Here is a 17,458-nt window from a genome sequence, read left to right as displayed (position 1 = left end):
GTTCGATTGTTCTATAATTATGAATATATCGTATAGAAAGAAACCCAGATTCTATAAAGAATCTAGGAATCCAGGAAGATATTTATCAAAGGTATCTTTATTTAAGGTGACGAATTTTTCTCTAGATTCTTTTCTAGTTGACGTTAATCCGGCCTCTCTAAGAGCTTTAAAGTGATAAGAAACAGTTGATTTACTTAGTTTAATATTTTCACCAACCTCTCCACAACCAACTTCTTTGTCACTATTTTTTAGTAACCTGATGATCTCTAATCTAGCAGGTTCAGCTAAAGCTTTTAAGATTTTCACTCTGATTTCATCTTCTTGCTGTTGCGATTGTTTTATATTCATGAAACTATCATAGTACTAAATGGCTCGCTTTGCAAGAATAAACAATATTTGTTCATTCGTTTTTTTCTAACGATACTGTTCAATATCGTATAATGGAATAATTTTGATACTTCTATTACTTTAGAAATATAGAAACGAGGTGACAATACATGGATAAGAAGTTGAGTAAACAAATTCTCTTGGACAAGAATGTACGTATTGACAATTCAAGTTTAGGAAACTTTATTTGGATTAGAACAGGTACAACCATCAACAACTCTTTTATCGGAGATGATGTTTTCATTGGTTTCAGATGCAAAGTTAATAACTCTAATATTGGGAACTATGTCCAAATTGCTTCTAAATCTAAAATTGGAGGTGGACTAAAAACTACTAAAATAGAGGATTTTTGTTGGATAGGAGCTAACGTTTCAATCGCTGATGGAGTAACAATTGGTAGAGGCTCGGTTATCGGAGCTAATTCGGTTGTAAAAGAAGATATACCACCAGATACAATTGCATATGGCACAGGGTTATTAGTAAAAAAAACAAGGATGTATATTAAAGATTCTGTTCCAGATTTCAGATCAGCTCTAAAGTCCAATCTAGCGAAACAAGTTCTTGGCGAATATCTTTCTGCTGATAAAAATGGGAATTCCATATCTGCTCATATAATTTGTGAGCATGATTATCAAATTGGTTTTAATAATATACTAATCGGGGATGAATCAACCGGTGGTTATATTCAATTGGGGAATAACGTGTCTATTTCTAATGGCTGCATCTTTGAGGGAGCCGGAAGAATCATTGTTGGGAACAATAGTCAGATTGGGAACAATGTACACATCGTTTCTAACAGTCATGATTATTCACAACAATCACTTCCTATGATTTATCAACCAGTCAAAATCGGAAGTAATGTAGTTATTGATGATAATTGCTTAATTTTAGGTGGAGTTTCAATTTCTGATAATTCATTTATCAGTAGCAACAACTTTATTTTAAAAAATGTATAGGAGGACAAATTATGAGGAAAGTACTTTTAGCCCCAAATCCTACAGGAACAGGTCACAACATGAGATTACTTGCTATTGGTAAAAAGCTTAAACAAACCAACGATAGTTTGGAAATCAAAATTTTGCTAGGATCACGTCAAGATGTGTTTACAGAACTTTTTGAAAAAGCAGGAATAGAAGTTATCGATTTGAATCCTACAGGTATTATAGATTATTCAAACAAATCCCACTTGAGTAGGACTCTTAACTGGAAAACTATGATTACTAATTATTTTATTCCTACCTTTTTCAATGGTGATAAAATCTTAAAGTATGTTGATTTAATCAATACAATCGAGCCTGATTTATTAATCAGTGACTACAACATTAACGCCTCTATCGCCGGAATAACAACAAATACTAAATCGGTCTTTGTAACTGAAAGACATAACTTCACATTAGTTGATGTTGAGATAAATGATTTGATTTCCGGAGGATTTGACGTAGATATTCCCGAAATTACTGCCGCACAGAATGATTTAAACAGACTTTTCTCGTGGCTGATTGAAAACACAGATTTAGTTATTACGGACAAAGTCTTTTTGGAAACTTTCAAAAGTGATGTTCAACTATCGAATAATGACAAAGTGCATTTTGTTGGCTCCATGTATGTAGAGAGAGAAGATACAGAAGCAATAGAGTTTGAGTCTTTACTTATCAATAGAAATGATCCGTATATTGTTGGCACTGTCAGCAATACAACTATGTTGGAAGAAGACAAATTCAAAAATCTTGAGGTTTATATCGATACTTTTAAGAGACTAAAAACGTTTATTCCAAATTTACAACTAGTTCTATTAGGAACTAGTGAACAGCCTAAAAGAGATAGTGGGATTGTTTATTTACCTTATCTTCCAAATTGGAAAACATTAATTGAAAATAGTAATCTTCTTGTCTCGCATCCTGGTTGGATTACTGTAACGGAAGTAGCTTATCTTCACGTTCCAACAGTCTTCTATCTTCCAAACTTCATGGAGTATCATGAGGTCGAGGCATATCGAAGATTGGAGCAGCTCGGATTGCCTGTTTTTTCTGGATACAACACAAATAAATTCAGCAACCTCATTCTTGAGATACTACAAAACGATAAAGATAATCTTTTTTTAGGCTATGAAGCATTGTGCCCTTCCGAAGATGGAATTGATAAAGCAATAGGGTTAATTAACAACTTGATAGAAAATGAGGTGACAGTTTAATGACTAAAATTATTGATAGTTTGGAAATGTTTACTAGAGAAAACTTCTATGATCAAAACTACGGAGGATTCCATGCTGCGATTAATCAATCAAAAAATGATATTGTCACGGAAGATAAAACGTTAGTAGACATTGGATTAGGTCTTTTAGCCTTCTCAAAAACTCAAAATAAAGATATGCTTAGTAAGCTATTATACGATCTAGAACTATTCAAACATTCCAAAACTTTAGGCTTTGATGAGATTATTGATACTGTTTCTTTGCCTTATGATGCCGGTAAAGTGAGAACTACCTTCACACAAATTTTGGTTCAACTAGGTATATTCGAAGCGGCAAAAGTTTTAAGCAAGGAAGAGCTCTTAAATCAATCTGAATCATCAATCAATTCAATTGTTTCTAAATATTTTTCTTTTAATGGTCCATCAAGATTTTCTCGCGATTGGGAAATAGTCATGAATGAAGAAAAGAAACTTACAGATATCTCGTTAATAATTATTACTCTAGACTTAATCAATAATCAAAAATATTTAAAACAAAGTATCGACTTATTAACCAAATTTTTCGATGAAAATCAAGGCGCTTTTTCCTCCTTGAATGATAGTGGTTCTCCTCTAATTTCTAGAGGAAAAAAATTATTAGACATATCTCTACTAATTATTGCACTAAATTCTTTGAAGAAATTTGACTTGCTAAAAGATATTGATTCCATAATTGATTCTAATATTGATTATATCGATCAAAATTTTCGACATCCCTTCACAGGAGGATTTTGGGATAAAGCAAATGTTAATGGGATAGTTTCAGTAGATACAACACCAACCTATTATAGTTATGATGAATCTCCATTTCCGATCAAATCCATGACAAGCCATTCTGTTTTTCTGATTGCTTTAAAAATAATTAACCGAGATCAAAATAAGTCCAAACTAAAATCTATAGAATATGATGTTTCATATCAGTTAATGAATTTTTTTGATCAGAAAAATGGGGGAATAGCTCTTGGGCAAGGCAACTGGTTCTCTACTCCTACAAATCCTACTGTTCCATTAGCTAGACATACAATGGTCCCTGCTTTCACCATAGGGTCATTTTCTGTAGGAAATACAAATTACCTTCCCCTTCATGAAAAAACAGCGTCACTACAATTTTTAGCCATGTTAGCTTTTGATGAGGAAGTATATGAAGATCGAATAAATCTGCGAGAAATAGATTACTTGCCAACCAATTTTGAGACCAAAATGGATTATATTGTCTCAGATCAATTATCAGATAATTATTTTGATAAGAAAAAATATATAGAATGGTCGAAAAAAACTGAATCGGGATATGCTTACGGCTTAACTGCTTATCGATCCCCATTAGGTTTTAAATCGGATAGAAGTCCTCAAAATTTTTCGGCCCTTCATGTTGTGGCGGATATGACATTACTTGGTGAAAGTATTCCAAATTCGACTGAATTAAAAGTGATATTGAATTCTTCACAAAATGACGATGGCGGATTTGCTGAACAAGCATCACTTTTATCTGAACTATTTACAACTTATTGTGTTGTTTTCACCGAATATATCTTAGGCGATAGTACTTATGACGTCGAAAAATGTGTTAATTTTGTTAGAAGCTGTCAAAATCCTGATGGTGGGTTTGGGAATGCACCAGGTTATCCTAGCGACATCTGGCACACAAATTTTGGTACTTTGATCCTGCATGTTCTTGATGCACATCCGAATGATAAGGAACAATTAATTCAATATTTATTAAATGCACAAAATAGTGATGGTGGATTTGGTGTTGTTCCCAACGGTATTTCAGAAACATTTTCAACATTCAGGGCGATTGATAGTCTCTTGGTTCTTGGTGTAGACATCCCTGATAAGAAGAAAACAACCACATGGCTGCAGAATTTACAGGATAATAGCGGTGGTTTTTACTATCAAGAAAATAAAACAGTCAGTTTTGTTGGATCTTATCACGCTATTGGTGCTCTATACTTATTAGGTGAACTACCAAAAAATGTTGAATCTGCAAAAAAATGGATAGCTGACCATCAATCTCCTGATGGAGGATTTTCACGTGCTATTGGTGCACCTTCTGATACCACAGATGAGGGCTTTATCGCAATCCATGCATCATATATGTTAGAAAGAAAAATAAATCCTTACTGGGTGGCGATTATCACATGACAAGAGAAGAAAAGATGAAGTATCTAATAACAGGAGGATCAGGTTTCATCGGATCAAATTTTTTAAATTTGATGGTACCAAATCATCGAGATATTCAATTTTTCAATGTAGATGCCTTAACCTACGCCGCAAATAATAATAACATCATAGTAAGCAACTACGAAAATTATACATTCATCCAATTGGATATATCCGATAAGGAACAAGTAAATCATTTGTTTTCTGAAATTCATCCAGACGTAGTAATCAATTTTGCTGCTGAATCTCATGTAGATCAAAGTATTAAAAATCCAGAAAAATTTATTTATTCAAATATTATTGGGACTTTTAACTTGCTACAAGCAGCATATGCTAGTTGGAAAACCTATGATCAAAAAAGATTCCATCATATTAGTACTGATGAAGTTTTTGGAAGCTTAGGTACAAAGGGAGCCTTTACTGAGCTGACATAATTCGCACCTAATAGTCCCTACTCTGCTTCTAAAGCATCAAGTGATCATCTAGTTAGGGCCTATAATAAAACATTTGGGCTGCCTACAAGCATTTCTAATTGTAGTAACAATTATGGGAAATACCAGCATGACGAAAAACTAATCCCAACTATTATTAGGAGTGCACTCTCTGGAAGGCAAATTCCCGTCTATGGAAATGGAATGAATTTTAGAGATTGGTTATTTGTTGAAGACCATTGTGAAGCAATTTGGAAAATTGTTCATAGTTCACAATGCATAGGAGAGACTTATAACATTGGTGGCTCTAAAGACATAAGTAATTTGAATCTGATTGAACATGTTTTGGAAATTCTTTCTAGTAAAACCAGTGATTCATTAGATTACTATAAATCTTTGATTACCTTTGTAGAAGATAGAAAAGGTCATGACTTCAGATATGCTATTGATTATTCCAAAATTGAGAGACTTCTAGGTTGGAAGCCAAAATCGACCCTATCTGATGGACTGACCACTACCATAGACTATTATCTAAAAAAATATTCAAATTAAAAGGGGAATAATTTATGAAAGGAATTTTATTAGCTGGTGGAACTGGAAGTAGACTATATCCGAATACAATTGCTATCAACAAGCATTTACTACCGGTTTATGACAAACCAATGATTTATTATCCACTTTCTGTGTTTATGTTAGGTGGAATAAGAGATATTCTTATAATATGTAATGAAAGTGATTTAAATCTATACAAGAAAATTATTGGTAATGGTGAACATATCGGACTAAATATTCAATTCAAAGTTCAAAAACATCCAAATGGAATCGCTGAAGCTTTCATTATCGGTGAAGAGTTTATTAATGGTGAAAATGTATGTCTACTATTAGGAGATAATATTTTCCATTCTCCAAATCTTGGTAAAAAAATAAATGATTGTATCAATCTTAGATCTGGAGCATATATTTTTGCTTACCCGGTAGCCGATCCCAGCCGATATGGCATTGTTGAATTCGATGACAAAAACAAAGCAATTAGTATCGAAGAGAAGCCACTTAAGCCACGAACTAACTATGCTGTTCCAGGTATCTATTTTTATGATTCTAAAGTCTCTGAAATTGCCAAAAGCATTAAACCTTCTGATCGAGGTGAATTGGAGATTACTGACATTAATAATTATTATCTTAGTAAAGGCGAACTCAAAGTTAAAAGGTTTGGACGTGGTAGTGTTTGGTTTGACACAGGAACCACCCAAAGCTTATACTCTGCTTCAGAATATGTAGAAATCGTAGAAAAAAGGCAGGGCTATAAGATAGCTTGTCTTGAAGAAATTGCTTTAAATCATAATTATATTCGTAAGGAAGACATGATAAATTATGTAGAACTTTTGCCAAATAGTGACTACAAACAATACGTTGAAAACTTAATCTAAATAAGACAAAATGAAGTGACTATCTTAAGAATGACAATTCTCAAAAATTTAGAAAGCTAGAATAGCTAGAAAATCCTAGAACAAAAGGGTTTTCTGGCTATTCTATTTGTGTAATTACGACATTTTAAATGTGGTATAGAAACTCTTTGTATTTCTCCTTTATATATGCAACTCTTTTTTCTATATCTGGATAAATATTACCTTGATTTATTCCAAGTGCATCCAAGTCTTGCTGTATTTCTTCTTTTTTGATAAGGAATAATGTATCTCATCAATTTACCATCAACTTTATAACTGAAATTCCTTTGAATAGCTTTTACATAATCACTTTGCTCCCCTATGGAACGAATTTTTGTTAGTGAATCCATAATTAACAAAAGCACCAAGCTTATTTGTTATTCAATCGTTATTTCTTAGAGGTAAGCAAATTAAGAACTTAAATAAATCACCAGGATTTATCTTGGCTGAATATAAAAAAACACTTTTAGAAGCTTCATGCTAATAACTTTTCAACCTCCCCTTTCTAGCATCCATATTTATAAGCTCACACAAGAAACCAAACAACGGCAACAACTGTTATAGAAGAGGATTTTAAAAATGCGCTTAGAAAGAATTATGGAAATATACCCCATCAAACAAAATAGCCGAACGATCATAAACCTCATCATAGACAAGTGTGCAATCATTCAGCATTATTGTTGATGTTGTTGTTAAAAAAGCTTCCAACTCCATACTTGTTCTCTTCAAGCTATACTATTTTCTTAAATTCAAAATCTAATAGGAATTTCAAAAACATATTCACTGGTACTGTTTCTTCAAGATAAGAAACATAAGAGTAGGACAATGGTGGAATAATAGTTTTTGGTTCTATAATCCTCATTTGCCTCATATTTGAGCTATTAAGAACACTGATTGGTAAATAGCCTACCGCGCTTCCAACAGCTATAAGATTTTTTACTATCTTCACATTATCGATGATTTTAAATTCATTTGTACTGCAAATCTTCATAATTCTTTGCTTTAATATTTTGTTTGGAGGAGAACAGTTTTCTAGTATGATTTGATGTTTTGCAAAATAATCTCGTTCATCTTTCTCAGAATCATAAGAACTTATTGGAACAATCAATCGTATATCACTTTTATCAATGATCAGATTTTTGACTCCTTCAAATACTAAACTACTTCTTCCGATCATAACATCACATTTTTTATTTAGTAACAATTCCTGCATGTATTCATCGCTAACTGTAGTTAATCTAAGATCAATATTTGGATTTGAAGCCATAAAATCAGTAAGAATTCTTGGTAACAGATAATCGGCAATATACTCAGATACTCCAACTTTTAAAATGATAATTTTTTTTGTCTTAATTTGATTCATCACATTGACACTGTTCTCGAATGTCTCTACAGCATTTACTGCTAAAGGCAAAAATCGTTCACCTTCTGTCGTCAAAATTATATTTCTACCTTTTTTCTCAAATAGTTTAACGTCTAGTTCATTTTCAATATGCTTGATTTGTGTAAAAATTGATGGAGGAGAAATAAAAACTTCTTCTGAAGCTTTTCGATAGTTTAAATGCTTGGCAAGAACGATAAATGTTCTATACCAGTCAATGTTCATTTCTCTGTCCTCCTAATTGATTGTTTATATTAGCACATATCTTAGAAAATGCAACTGTTATTTTATTTATATGGCAGAATGACCATTAACGAGAATTCTTTATCTGTAGTGTCAATATTGATAACACCATCATATTTTTCAACAATTTGTTTGATGGCAGCTATCCCATATCCATGGTTATTCTTATTACTTTTTGATGTCCTATTAACATTTACTTCGCCCTGAATTGGATTATTTGATTGAACATATAGATGTTTATGGTTAGTTACAACCTTTAGCTCTACTTTCCTTCTTTCATTAGCTAACAATCTCAAATTTGCCTCAACCGCATTATCAATAATATTTCCCATCAAGACAGTTATATCAATGTCGTCTATTTTGAATTCCTTGTTCTCAATATTTGCATCAATGAAAAGCTTGATATTATGTCTATCTGCTAAATCATGGCAGTAATCCAACATTGAATCAATTCCTACATGTCCCGTCACTATTTTTGAAATTGAGGAATTAACCATTTCTAGATATTCAGCTAAATGCTGAATGGCTTTATCATTTTGACCATCTTCTAACAGTGCTTTGATTAGAATTAAATGTTTATTCGTATCGTGAGTTTTCTTCCTGACATCCTTGAATTGCTCAACATTTTTTTTTGCGATATTCCGTTGATACATTAACTCCAATTCCCTATTGGCCAATTGATTTTTTGTCTCTACGGTAACTACATTTGCTTTGATCATCATAAAAAAGCAGAAATTCATTCCGGCTAACAGGATCAGTGCCATAATCTTGTATTCAGAGGTATGTAAATCAAAAAAGAACATTACGGTTAGAGTGATCGAAAAGAGCGGAGTTAAGATATAATATATCTTACTCTCAAAATAGAAAATCTTTTGCATTTTGAACACGAACGTTGAGAGTAACTCAATAAGTAGTATTAGGAAAATAGAAGCTAATAAAATTGATAAAAATCTGTCTACATAATTATAGGAAATAGGAGATGATGGTAGCAAAGCAATTGTAGATGCCGCCAATTCTTCTGCAATTGCGGCAAGAGAAATGTACGCAAATATCAATAGCATTTTAACTGCAACTTTTTCTTCGTACTGAAACGAGTATAGTAGTAATACTACAGCCGTAATTACAATTCTCACAAATGGTGAAAATATGAATTGAGTAGAAGTGAACAATAATAAAAAGTTAATTACCCACACTAAATAATTTAAGTGCCTCACTATAGAATTTTTTCTCATTACTGCAACAAAGTATTGAGAAATTATTACATTTTCTATGATTGACGATGTTATTGATACTAGAGTTTCGTAGTGTAAGCCATTCATTTTATTCCCATCCTTTTTTATAAATTTTAGCACTAAGCACTTTAGAACCAAAAAAATACCTCTTAGAACAAAGTAAATATTTAATTATCGAAACGTGCTAATATACGTTCATTGATAGTTTAAATGTTTGGTAAGTGAAGGATGTAATTTGATGGATAAGTTAGTAAAAAGGATATCACACTTTATTCTAAAGTATGATCCTTCTTTTAAAAACTCGAAGGAAATACTTGAATACTCTATTACTCTATTTCTAGAAAGTTTTATTGTTTTAATTAGTTTCGTGTGCTTAAGTTTAGTTTTTCATCAACTAGAGTCAGGTTTACTATTCATATCAACTTTAGTTACAGTGCGTAATTTTTTTGGAGGAGGTCACGCATCCAATTTTAAAAGCTGTTTTTGTATATCGAATTTTGCTTTCGTAATGGGTCTACTTTTAGTTCTCAATTTGAAGCAACGGTCAATATTTATGATAGTTCTTTTACTTATTGTATCAGTATTTCTCTATACAATGAAAAGCGACCATATATTGAAAAACTTGTCATTCTCAATTTTGGTAATTGCATCCATTTTAATGGTATTAGTAAATATCCAATTAGGATATTACTTAATAGTTAGCTGCTTTTTGACAGCACTAGCAGACTTGTTATTCAAAAAGGTAGGTGAAAAAAATGAAAAAGAAAATGCAATTCGCAAAACTTCTTAGCTCAGCGTTATCAGTAGTAGCTATTCTAGGCGCTAACACAAGATGCCTAGTTTTCGTACATGAGCCTAAAAAGCCCGAAGATTTAGACAAACTCAAATTTTTTAAATAGCAAAAAAAGAGAAGCGGAATGTCATTCCAAATCTCTTTTTTTACTATAGGTGTTTATCATGAACTTTGAATATTTTTCAGTTAACTCTTTCTTATATTTCCTAGATAATGGGAATTCGTCTCCGCCTTCCATTATCACTTTATCGTTTGATATCTTATTCAGATAATTTAAATTTATGATAATTGATCGATAAATCTTAAAAAAATCATTGTTCACTAATTCTTCCCAATATGAAGTAAGCCTCCCGGTAACATCATATGTATGATCGATTGTTTTTAAAACAATCCATCTTTTGGGAGAATCAACTAATTCCAAGGAAATTATTTGACCTTTTCTAACGATTTGTTTTTCACTAGTAGACTTTAACTTAAAAACAATTAAATCATCTTTATTCACTCGTGTCAGCTTTTCATATAATTTCATAATCAAGTCTACAAGTTTTTTATGGTTTATAGGTTTTACTAGGAAGTGGAATGCAGATACATCAAAAGATTTGAAAACATAGTCGCTGTGACTTGATACGAATATAATTTTAACAATTTGATCCTGAAAAGAATTTCTAATGCATGAAGCGATATCCATTCCATCAGCTCCATCTAACTCTATGTCTAATAACAAAATGTCTAAATGATTAGTCTTATAAAATGCTAATAATGATTCTCCGGTCTCAAAGAAATATAATTTAAAATCTAGATTATGGCTAACTGCTAGCGATGACAGAATGGCATGGATTTCTTCTATAATTTTTAAATCGTCGTCGCAAACCCCAATTTTTATCATCTATGAAATCCTATTTTTTATTTCTTTAATAAATTGAGTCTTTGTATCCATGCTTTTCTTATTTCTTGGATAGTAATCTGGAGTATCTGTAAGACCGACAATATAATCTAAGCTTGTATCGTAGTAAAAAGATAAATTTGTTAGTACCCACAAAGGAACTTCTCTTTCATTTCTCTCGTATTTTGAATAGAGCGATTGATCACAGTGCAAAATACCAGCAATTTCTTTTTGAGTTTTATCATAACTTTCTCTTAAGTCTTTTAGTCTCATCCCTTCCCACCTCGTAGTAAATTTTACAGCAATTTACTAATGACAAGGCTTTTTAGGACACATAGTCCTGAAAAATGATTAATGAAAATTGCAAGAAAATATTTCAATCATGAAAGAAGGAGTTTTTATGCTCGATTTAGGAATAATCGGAATAGTAATCTCGATGATACTAATTATTTTATTAGCAATTAAAAGGGTAAGTATTCTTGTTGCTGCACCAATTTCTGCCTTTATTGCATTAATCTTTAGTGGTTATGATTTAGGCAGCAGTCTAAATCAACTAATCGGTAAGGATAATTCATATATGTTTTCTTTGTCATCGTTTGTCGCAGATTTTTTCCCGATATTTTTATTAGGAGCGATCCTTGCAAAACTGATTGATAAGAGTGGTGCTGCTAAGTCAATCGCAAATAGAATTATTAAGCTTATTGGAACTAGAAATAAACTATCTGCTTTGTTAGCTATTTACTTGATTAGTGTCGTTTTTACATTAGGTGGAATAAGCCTATTTGTAATAGTCTTTGTAATCACACCTTTAGCAAGACCCATCTTCAAACATCTAAATATTCCTTGGGAAATTGTTCCATTACCTATTATTTTAGGAGGAGCCACTTTTACGATGACTATGCTCCCTGGTACCCCCTCGATTCAAAATGTCATACCAGCAAATTATCTTGAGACTAGTCTAACAGCCTCACCATTAATAGGGATAACTTCATCAGTTGTTTCTATCATAGTGTCTATACTATTCATGAAGTATTCCTTGGATAGACAAACAATTAATAATCTGAAAAATATAGATCGTGAAACAAATACTGCATTAAATTTGATGGATTCCTCTTTACCAAGTTTTGTATTATCTATCAGTCCATTACTATTCTTATTAACCATAATTATCTTTGGAAGTATTTTTAAGGTAAATAATATCTTAGTTATCGGTCTAATATCAGCTATCATACTATCTGTACTACTATTTAAAAAAAGATATCCAACTTGCGTGAAGTAATTAATTCTGGAGCATCCGACTCATTAAATCCTATACTGTTAACTGCTTCAACAGTAGCTTTTGGGATAATTATTACTCATACATCAGGGTTCAGTCAAATTTCGGATTTTCTCTTTTCAAGTAACCTCCCATCAATTCTTAAGCTGTCACTAGTCACAATAATTTTTGGCGGAGTGACCAGATCTGCATCTGGGGCGGAGGGGATTGTATTACAATCATTTAGTGGAACATTTGTAAATTCAGGACTTTCATCCGAATTAATTCATAGGATTGTAGCTATGAGCTCTTCAATTCTCGCAAATATGCCTCATTCCGGTGTTGTTTTAACAATGCTCTCTTCAACAGATCTTAATTACAAAACTGGTTATAAAAATATCGTCCTTGGGTTCACTTTAGTGAATCTTGTGGGTCTATTAACTGCTTTGCTGATATATTTTCTTACCTAACTAATTTGATTTGTATCTTCTCAACACTAATTCCACGCTAAATATGAGGAACGTTCATTTCTCATATAAGAGAAATACTTAGTAAGTTTACGTAAAAGGTTGAAGTATATATGATAGTGTTACAGCACAGAGAAGTATATTCAAACAGAAATAGAAAAGAGCCACTCAAAGCGCCGATATAATAACGTTTTGAGTGGCTCCTTATTTTCTAAAAATATCTAAAATTTGATAATAGTATCAGTTTTTTTGAATTACTTTTTAATAGATTTTATTTTTATCAACCCAGTATTTGTAAAACATAATACTACATCTTAAGAAAAATACACTTGGTAGAAAGTAATTCTCCATAGAAACAGAATTTACTATCAGGCAGTGTACATTTGCTTATATAAAGACACATTTGAAGTAACGCTCGTTCAACTCTCAGAGTACGAAACGCCTTAATCTTTATAATGAACTTACGGTTCCAAGAGAATCTTGCCCATGCTTTTTCCAGACTCCAGAAAATCATGGGCCTTCTTTCCTTGAGCTAGTGGGAATACAGTTGGTTCACTGATTTGGATTTTTCCGTCTTGGAAATAACTGAATAGGCGCTTACTTCTAAATTCTCGTTCATTTGAACTGGTTAAGTAATCCCATAAATCACCAGTCAAAATACTTTTTGACTGAGAGAGCAATCTTATGAAGTCAATTTCTGGTGGATTACCACCTGCCATCCCGAAAAAGACTACCTTTCCACGATTTTTTATAAAAGAAATACTGTCAGCTAGGGTACTACCAATACCGTCATATACAGTATCGAAAAAGCTGGTATACTCCTTTTCCCATTCAGAATTTCGCAAAAACACTTTTTCTGCACCTTGTGCCAACGCTAACTGCTGCTTTTCAACTGTCGAAGTAGCACCGTAAACATTTATACCGTCTGCTGATAATATTTGAGATAGAATTTGACCGACACCTCCGCTGATGCCATGAACAAATACATTTTCACCTGGCTGATTTTTTCCCAGATCATGGGCTAGAAAATCAGCTGTTAATCCTTGCAATCCAATGCTGGCGACTAATTTTTTGTCTAATCCGGCTGGAATTTTGATTGCATTTTCCACTGGAACCAAAACTTGTTCTGCATTAGCAAAGGGAACATCAACAAATAGGATGTCATCACCTTTTCTAAATTGTTTTACATTTGAACCGCAAGCAATAATGGTTCCAACGCCTTCATAACCATTGATATATGGTAAGTGCTTTTCAATGTGGTATTCTCCTTTTCTACGATAGATGTCAGCGTAGTTCAAGCCAATTAAGGTCATCTTAACTAACAAATCATCGTCACCTATTATTGGTGCTGGAAGCTCACCATAAGTCAGAACACTAGAATCACCAAAATTTTCAAAGTATAGAGCTTTCATCACATTGCCTCCTAATCTAAAACTAATTGCCTTATTATCTCAAAATTATTTTACATGTCAAATTGTTAATGAAGGAAAATTATTAAGCGACTAATGATAATGTTTCCTATTCCAGTTAAGACCGGCAATCAGAAACTATAAACTTGAGGTCACCCTCACAAAATTCAAATTATAAAATGATGCGAACAAACCATAAAGATACTTACATTTATAGAGACACCAGAGAAATGTTTGAAACTCGATTTCTGTCAATTATCTCAAAGGACTATGTTATAACTTTTAGATGCTTAATCAAATTTTGCGTGATTTTGTAGCGACAATAGGCAGTAGTTTTCCCTCTAAGACATTATTATTTTCGACCACTACTGACCAATTCGAGACAAGTAGTATTTTGCAACATTAACCTTTCCGAAAAAGAATAATCCAACAGCCACTTCCTAATTTGATTTTTTTGTAAGATTACCGGCATCCTATCATGAACTGGGCAAACGGATTCATTCGCTTTGGTTGTTAAAACAACACTCCGGCATCCATCATCAAATGTCTTATAGAATCCTGCTAGATAAAGGGCTTTTCCATTGCTATTGCTAAACAATACTTTCCGTTTGTTTTGGTCCCATTCATAAAATCCAGTAGATAGAAAGACACAACGATTTCTTTCAAACGCTTCAGCAAAGCTTGCTTTTTCTAAAACAGTTTCTGACCTGGCATTAATGAGCAGTTGTTTCTTTGGTGGCATCTTGAATCCCCAAACCATGCTGACGGCCTTCACTCTGTTGGTGCCATCATTGACTAACACAGCTGCTTCTTCTGATGGAAAAATTTCGTCCTCTTTGTAGCTATAGCCATTCTTCTCTACGTTTTTGATAATTGCTTGAAGCTCTTCTTCCTCTTGAAGCGTGAGTTTGATTCGTCCACACAGAATAATCCCTCCCTTACTCAATCCAGTTTGCTGTCTGATTAAAGTCGTCAATAAAATGAAGGTCTGACCCTAAGTAATAATAAATATCTTTCTCTTCTGAGATTTCAAACGGGTTATGCTCCTTGCGATATTTTTTTATTTCTTCTTTCTTTTGATCACGTTTAAACAGCTCTACCTTGAACCATTTTTCATCATAGAGCACTTGGATGTTTCGGATATCCTCCCATAGAATCCATTCATCGCCAATTAATAATTCGTCATCTCTGAGATACCCTTTGAATTCACCAATAACCGACTCGGTTTGCCGCCCGAACTTATCTTTTCGATTTAGTTGTATAGAAACTGGCTTTTTAAAATTATAAGCTTCCGGCAGCGCTTCATCGATTTCCAGTTGACTCATTTGTGGAAGAATCGGAATATCTTTCAAGGCTTCCATGCGATTTTGTTCAATTCCTTTAACCAACTCATCCATCGCGTAGGCTATTACCCATTTCATAAATCCTCTGTCATGGTAATCATTATAATCAGTAAATTTTTTCTCTGTGCGCTTAACCATGAGATTCACCACTTTCAATTCCTGCCATACCACCTGCATGACCCTCAATTAATGTAGAACGAGCAATTGCTCTACCACCTTCTAAGAGACTAACTGCATGAACAATCGATTTAAAGCCAAACTTTTTCCGAATCGTGTCTACAACATGCTCAATTTTTGCCCGATCGACTTGCTTTTCACTATCTTCAAATAGGTTCAATTGCAGTGCATCCGTGTAAATCAAGCCACCTGTATTGACACCAATGGTCCGAATATCCTGATTCCGATAATAGCGATCAAAGATTTGGCGCAAATACTCATTAATTTCTTTGGATGAGTTTGTTGCGGGTACTTTCATCTGTTGGTGAAAACCTCGCTTGCCATTCCGATCAAGATACCCCATGCTATAACCACAAAACAAACTGATCACTTGAGCTTTGGCACCGTTTCTTCTAAGACGAGTTGCCACTTGATTTGCCATCTCTAAAAGAACGATTTCGAGCTCACTGCGGTATGTATAATCTTTGTCCAACACCTGACTGTTCCCAATGGATTTAGATGCTTCTTGAATAGATTCTCCCAGAAATGAGCGATCAATACCCCAACTGTGGGCATACAATTGCGCTCCCATCACCCCTAAACGTTCTTTAAGCAGATAATAATTAGTGTGCGCTAAGTCATAAACGGAAGAAATGCCATCCTCTTTAATCGGATTGCTGTCTTGTTACCTATTCCCCAGAAATCAGTGATATCTTCAATTTTCCAGAGAGTATTAGGAACATCTTCATACCGCCATTCGGCAATCATATCTTTTGTACGTTTAGCTGCATTATCTAGAGCTAATTTAGCTAATAAAGGATTATCACCGATTCCCACAGTTACATAAATTCCCGTGTATTTTCGTACATCTTCTTGAATTTTACGGGCTAGTTCATAGGCATTTTTACAGCCAAAGAGCCGAATCGAATTAGTTACATCCAAAAAACTTTCGTCCACTGAATAAACATGATGATTGGCTTCATCCGCGTATTTTTTGTAAATATTATTGATTTCCTGGTTCTTTTTCATATATAGCAACATTCGTGGTGCTGCAATCGTTAAATCTGCTGGATAAGGAAAAGGTAAATCATGTGCTCGACTGACATTGCTGATACCATAAGCCTTTTTCGCCATTCGTGAAGAAGCAAGAATCAACCCACTTCCACGCAAAGCCGGATCATCTGACGGATAAGACATAACTACTAATTTTGCTTTCAAGGGATCAAGTCCTCGTTCAATACATTCGACACTGGCATAAAAACTGATACAGTCTAGGCACAAAACGTCTCGGCTAGGTTCCTTTCTAATATCGAAGATTAAGTCCGTTTCATACATGCTCATCGCTCCAATCTCTATAATATCATTATACGAACATACGTTTGTTTTTGTAAAGGGGAACATTTTACTTTTCTTAAATTTTCTAAGCTACTACTGTATCCACCCAAATTACTCAGACTTATTTTAGGCTTCTTTGTTAGATATTTTTATTCCAGTATGTCAAAACGGTGATATTAAGGAAGTATTAGTCTAATGGGAGACATAGCTATAAAAATTGTTAGCAATTGCAACCAATTACGCGCATTTTCTATTCTTTCAAAATTCTCAATTTGTTCTGCGTGATTATCCAATCCATAATATTAACTC

General features: G+C 33.3%; 16 protein-coding genes and 2 pseudogenes. 9 read left to right on the top strand and 9 right to left on the bottom strand.

All coding sequences use genetic code 11. The features are described 5' to 3' along the window. Nucleotides 1-51: 51 nt before the first annotated feature. Nucleotides 52-348, bottom strand: coding sequence for an ArsR/SmtB family transcription factor (locus tag IGI46_RS11320; protein ID WP_429963247.1), 297 nt, complete (start codon nucleotides 346-348; stop codon nucleotides 52-54). Nucleotides 349-497: 149 nt separating this feature from the next. Between IGI46_RS11320 and IGI46_RS11315 the strand changes: the two genes are divergently transcribed. From IGI46_RS11315 to rfbA, 5 genes and pseudogenes are all read left to right on the top strand, one after another. Continuing rightward, the gene (locus IGI46_RS11315; protein WP_429973472.1) at nucleotides 498-1,343 is read left to right on the top strand and encodes a DapH/DapD/GlmU-related protein; all 846 of its coding nucleotides are present in this window, start codon (nucleotides 498-500) and stop codon (nucleotides 1,341-1,343) included. Between the two features lie 11 nt (nucleotides 1,344-1,354). Then, nucleotides 1,355-2,578, top strand: a complete 1,224-nt coding sequence (locus IGI46_RS11310; RefSeq protein ID WP_429973471.1) for a glycosyltransferase — start codon at nucleotides 1,355-1,357, stop codon at nucleotides 2,576-2,578. After that, on the top strand, nucleotides 2,578-4,758 hold the full coding sequence (locus IGI46_RS11305) for a prenyltransferase/squalene oxidase repeat-containing protein (protein ID WP_429973470.1): 2,181 nt from the start codon (nucleotides 2,578-2,580) through the stop codon (nucleotides 4,756-4,758). Before IGI46_RS11310 ends, IGI46_RS11305 begins: the two co-directional genes overlap by 1 nt. Beyond that, nucleotides 4,755-5,759: pseudogene (gene rfbB, locus IGI46_RS11300) on the top strand (dTDP-glucose 4,6-dehydratase). The gene IGI46_RS11305 and the pseudogene rfbB overlap by 4 nt, the downstream one beginning before the upstream one ends. Before the next feature lie 14 nt (nucleotides 5,760-5,773). After that, nucleotides 5,774-6,634 carry a glucose-1-phosphate thymidylyltransferase RfbA gene (rfbA, locus tag IGI46_RS11295; protein ID WP_429973469.1) on the top strand — a complete coding sequence of 287 codons (861 nt, stop codon included), beginning with the start codon at nucleotides 5,774-5,776 and terminating at the stop codon, nucleotides 6,632-6,634. A gap of 748 nt (nucleotides 6,635-7,382) precedes the next feature. Here the strand turns inward: rfbA and IGI46_RS11290 are convergent. Both IGI46_RS11290 and IGI46_RS11285 read right to left on the bottom strand, forming a co-directional pair. Continuing rightward, the gene (locus IGI46_RS11290) at nucleotides 7,383-8,258 is read right to left on the bottom strand and encodes a LysR family transcriptional regulator (protein ID WP_429973468.1); all 876 of its coding nucleotides are present in this window, start codon (nucleotides 8,256-8,258) and stop codon (nucleotides 7,383-7,385) included. A gap of 62 nt (nucleotides 8,259-8,320) precedes the next feature. After that, nucleotides 8,321-9,595: a sensor histidine kinase gene (locus tag IGI46_RS11285; protein WP_429973467.1), complete on the bottom strand. Its 1,275-nt coding sequence runs from the start codon at nucleotides 9,593-9,595 to the stop codon at nucleotides 8,321-8,323. A 151-nt stretch (nucleotides 9,596-9,746) separates the two neighbouring features. Between IGI46_RS11285 and IGI46_RS11280 the strand changes: the two genes are divergently transcribed. Together IGI46_RS11280 and IGI46_RS11275 are read left to right on the top strand one after the other, a co-directional pair. Continuing rightward, a complete protein-coding gene (locus tag IGI46_RS11280; protein ID WP_429973466.1) occupies nucleotides 9,747-10,298 on the top strand; it encodes an accessory gene regulator B family protein in 552 nt (183 codons plus the stop codon). Then, entirely contained in the window at nucleotides 10,264-10,407 is a 144-nt protein-coding gene (locus IGI46_RS11275) for a cyclic lactone autoinducer peptide (protein ID WP_429973465.1), read from the top strand. The genes IGI46_RS11280 and IGI46_RS11275 overlap by 35 nt, the downstream gene beginning before the upstream one ends. Before the next feature lie 21 nt (nucleotides 10,408-10,428). Here IGI46_RS11275 and IGI46_RS11270 read toward each other — a convergent pair whose 3' ends face one another. Then, nucleotides 10,429-11,187, bottom strand: coding sequence for a LytR/AlgR family response regulator transcription factor (locus tag IGI46_RS11270; protein ID WP_429973464.1), 759 nt, complete (start codon nucleotides 11,185-11,187; stop codon nucleotides 10,429-10,431). Then, nucleotides 11,188-11,457: a helix-turn-helix domain-containing protein gene (locus IGI46_RS11265; protein WP_429973463.1), complete on the bottom strand. Its 270-nt coding sequence runs from the start codon at nucleotides 11,455-11,457 to the stop codon at nucleotides 11,188-11,190. It lies immediately after the preceding gene. Nucleotides 11,458-11,566: 109 nt separating this feature from the next. On the opposite strand from IGI46_RS11265, the gene IGI46_RS11260 reads away from it, so the two are divergent. Next, a complete protein-coding gene (locus IGI46_RS11260) occupies nucleotides 11,567-12,463 on the top strand; it encodes a GntP family permease (RefSeq protein WP_429973462.1) in 897 nt (298 codons plus the stop codon). Continuing rightward, a complete protein-coding gene (locus IGI46_RS11255; protein WP_429973461.1) occupies nucleotides 12,451-12,909 on the top strand; it encodes a hypothetical protein in 459 nt (152 codons plus the stop codon). Before IGI46_RS11260 ends, IGI46_RS11255 begins: the two co-directional genes overlap by 13 nt. 458 nt (nucleotides 12,910-13,367) lie before the next feature. Here IGI46_RS11255 and IGI46_RS11250 read toward each other — a convergent pair whose 3' ends face one another. The 4 genes and pseudogenes from IGI46_RS11250 to IGI46_RS11235 form a co-directional block, all read right to left on the bottom strand. Beyond that, the gene (locus IGI46_RS11250) at nucleotides 13,368-14,318 is read right to left on the bottom strand and encodes a zinc-binding dehydrogenase (protein WP_429973460.1); all 951 of its coding nucleotides are present in this window, start codon (nucleotides 14,316-14,318) and stop codon (nucleotides 13,368-13,370) included. A gap of 349 nt (nucleotides 14,319-14,667) precedes the next feature. After that, nucleotides 14,668-15,261 (bottom strand): SOS response-associated peptidase, encoded by a 594-nt coding sequence (locus IGI46_RS11245; protein WP_429973458.1) that lies wholly within the window; start codon nucleotides 15,259-15,261, stop codon nucleotides 14,668-14,670. Then, nucleotides 15,254-15,796 carry a hypothetical protein gene (locus IGI46_RS11240; protein WP_429973457.1) on the bottom strand — a complete coding sequence of 181 codons (543 nt, stop codon included), beginning with the start codon at nucleotides 15,794-15,796 and terminating at the stop codon, nucleotides 15,254-15,256. Before IGI46_RS11240 ends, IGI46_RS11245 begins: the two co-directional genes overlap by 8 nt. Beyond that, nucleotides 15,789-17,149: pseudogene (locus tag IGI46_RS11235) on the bottom strand (Y-family DNA polymerase). The gene IGI46_RS11240 and the pseudogene IGI46_RS11235 overlap by 8 nt, the downstream one beginning before the upstream one ends. Between the last annotated feature and the right edge of the window lie 309 nt (nucleotides 17,150-17,458).

It is taken from the genome of Enterococcus sp. AZ163, from assembly GCF_050498925.1.
GTDB lineage: Bacteria > Bacillota > Bacilli > Lactobacillales > Enterococcaceae > Enterococcus_A > Enterococcus_A ferrettii.
Note: the sequence above shows the minus strand (reverse complement) of the source record. Positions and strands in the feature narration are given on the sequence as shown.

Bases quoted from the DNA above. Each gene is read 5' to 3' on its own strand.
- IGI46_RS11285 (WP_429973467.1), bottom strand. From the start codon at position 9,595: ATGAATGGCTTACACTACGAAACTCTAGTATCAATAACATCGTCAATC.
- IGI46_RS11280 (WP_429973466.1), top strand. From the start codon at position 9,747: ATGGATAAGTTAGTAAAAAGGATATCACACTTTATTCTAAAGTATGAT.
- IGI46_RS11310 (WP_429973471.1), top strand. From the start codon at position 1,355: ATGAGGAAAGTACTTTTAGCCCCAAATCCTACAGGAACAGGTCACAAC.
- IGI46_RS11250 (WP_429973460.1), bottom strand. From the start codon at position 14,318: ATGAAAGCTCTATACTTTGAAAATTTTGGTGATTCTAGTGTTCTGACT.
- IGI46_RS11260 (WP_429973462.1), top strand. From the start codon at position 11,567: ATGAAAGAAGGAGTTTTTATGCTCGATTTAGGAATAATCGGAATAGTA.
- IGI46_RS11270 (WP_429973464.1), bottom strand. From the start codon at position 11,187: ATGATAAAAATTGGGGTTTGCGACGACGATTTAAAAATTATAGAAGAA.
- IGI46_RS11320 (WP_429963247.1), bottom strand. From the start codon at position 348: ATGAATATAAAACAATCGCAACAGCAAGAAGATGAAATCAGAGTGAAA.
- IGI46_RS11240 (WP_429973457.1), bottom strand. From the start codon at position 15,796: ATGGTTAAGCGCACAGAGAAAAAATTTACTGATTATAATGATTACCAT.
- IGI46_RS11305 (WP_429973470.1), top strand. From the start codon at position 2,578: ATGACTAAAATTATTGATAGTTTGGAAATGTTTACTAGAGAAAACTTC.
- rfbA (WP_429973469.1), top strand. From the start codon at position 5,774: ATGAAAGGAATTTTATTAGCTGGTGGAACTGGAAGTAGACTATATCCG.
- IGI46_RS11275 (WP_429973465.1), top strand. From the start codon at position 10,264: ATGAAAAAGAAAATGCAATTCGCAAAACTTCTTAGCTCAGCGTTATCA.
- IGI46_RS11315 (WP_429973472.1), top strand. From the start codon at position 498: ATGGATAAGAAGTTGAGTAAACAAATTCTCTTGGACAAGAATGTACGT.
- IGI46_RS11265 (WP_429973463.1), bottom strand. From the start codon at position 11,457: ATGAGACTAAAAGACTTAAGAGAAAGTTATGATAAAACTCAAAAAGAA.
- IGI46_RS11290 (WP_429973468.1), bottom strand. From the start codon at position 8,258: ATGAACATTGACTGGTATAGAACATTTATCGTTCTTGCCAAGCATTTA.